Source organism: Longicatena sp. 210702-DFI.1.196, from assembly GCF_020563125.1.
Taxonomy (GTDB): domain Bacteria; phylum Bacillota_I; class Bacilli_A; order Erysipelotrichales; family Erysipelotrichaceae; genus Longicatena; species Longicatena caecimuris.
Genome location: NZ_JAJCPX010000077.1, coordinates 1 through 1,805, shown reverse-complemented (window position 1 = coordinate 1,805; position 1,805 = coordinate 1). Strand labels below are relative to the sequence as shown.

Here is a 1,805-nt window from a genome sequence, read left to right as displayed (position 1 = left end):
TAACGAAATAGACTGAATTGACAAGTCTATGAGGTTACACCTCTTTTTTCTATGCTTTGTTCTGAAAAAATATCTCTTATTTTTAGATAAAGGAATAAACCTTTGTTTTAAGGCATTATAAAAACATCTCCCCCTTTTTATTCTCTATGCTGAATACTTTGGTCTTTGCTTTTTATTGTGATATTTCATTAAGTTAAATCCAATAGATACTAACTGTATCTCCATTTCCACATTTTTTATGCTTCTTCTGTGAATTCTGTCATACTTGTTATCTGTCTTGATAACTCCAAACGCTCCTTCGGTTTCAATAGACCGCTTCATTCTTAACTGTATTCCTTCTTCACTGTCTAGTCTTTTCTTTGCCTCTGTTTGAAGTTCATTTAGTATCGGATTCACTGTAATAATGCGATTTCTTTTTGCGGTTGTGCATACATTCTTCTGTTCACAGGTTTCACATTTGCCACAGCTATGACTTTGATTGATTCTCATATATTTGCTACGTTTATCTACCCTTTCTGATATACATGTGAATACATGTCCAGCCGGACAGATATATCTGCCGCTTGTGTCTTTCATCCAGTTTGCTTTATTATATAGATTCTTTTTGTATTTCTTTTCTTTCTCTTTGCTATACATGCTATATTTTATATATGCTTCTATATTATGGGTTAGACAATACATATAATTATCATAACTTCCATATCCCGCATCTGCGACTACGACTGCTGGGAGTTTTCTATATTGTTCTAAATACCGATCAAGGAATTTGATAAATGTCTTTTGATCACTGCGCTCTTGAAAAACACATGCGTATGCTATATATTCATCACATACACCTATCTGCACATTATATCCCGGTTTGAAGATTCCGGTTTTCATGTAGTAGTCTTCTTTCATATGCATCATTGTCGCATCGTGATCTGTTTTTGAATAACTGTTTCTGCCTTCACCGCATATCTGAATTCTGGTCAGGCAGCTTTCTAAGGTATCTCTATAGTCCGCAAGGTTATCATAAATCCTTTGTATCGGCGTTTTTCTCTTTCCTTTACCATAAACAAAAGAGAATCCTTGCTTTTTACATTGCGATAATATTGCCTCAAGGATGACATCTAATTCTTCCGGTGCCCATGTATCTTTAGGTTCTGTATTCTCCAGTTTCTGTATTTCATCATTGATGCGTGTAAATGTTTTATCTCTTGTTTTGACCGCGGTCTTTTTCCATACAAAAGAGAATTTTGTGGCATTTGCTTCTAGTTTTGTTCCATCTATACATAAAGTCTTTGTATCAACGTCGTCTAGTGTACAGATAGATTCAAAAATATCCTTAAATATATTTTCTATAGAATCTTTCAGATATTTCTCAATAAATCTTTGAATTGCCATATGGCTGGGTGTTTCTTCTTCCATAAGATACATAAAACGGATATCCGTTTTACAGGCCTGTTCAATACCTCTCAAACTATAAATTTTATTCATGAACGCAAACAGAACGATTTTAATCATCTTAAAGGGATTGTATTCTTCACGACCTTTATGTGAAGGTCGATTCAGATATGTATTCCAATTTACTCCTTCCATCACTTTAAGAAAACTGAACACCGGATCAGAAGAATTTAACTTTTTTCCTAAATCCAGTGGTAAAATCAACTGTTGTGTAGTATAATCCATATTGTTCAGATACGGATAATTTAACTCGAACACATTGATGTTTTCCATAGTTAAATTATACCAAAAAAAATACGCCATTCTCTTATGAGTTTGACGTATTTTTATTTGTGAGGCTATTTCTTATTCGTTACAGCCTC

The 1,805-nt window shown here is 33.7% G+C and carries 1 protein-coding gene; it reads right to left on the bottom strand.

The window, feature by feature from the left end; genetic code table 11:
* Positions 1-144: 144 nt before the first annotated feature.
* Positions 145-1,746: an IS1182 family transposase gene (locus LI241_RS15420; RefSeq protein ID WP_008688712.1), complete on the bottom strand. Its 1,602-nt coding sequence runs from the start codon at positions 1,744-1,746 to the stop codon at positions 145-147.
* Positions 1,747-1,805 lie beyond the last annotated feature (59 nt).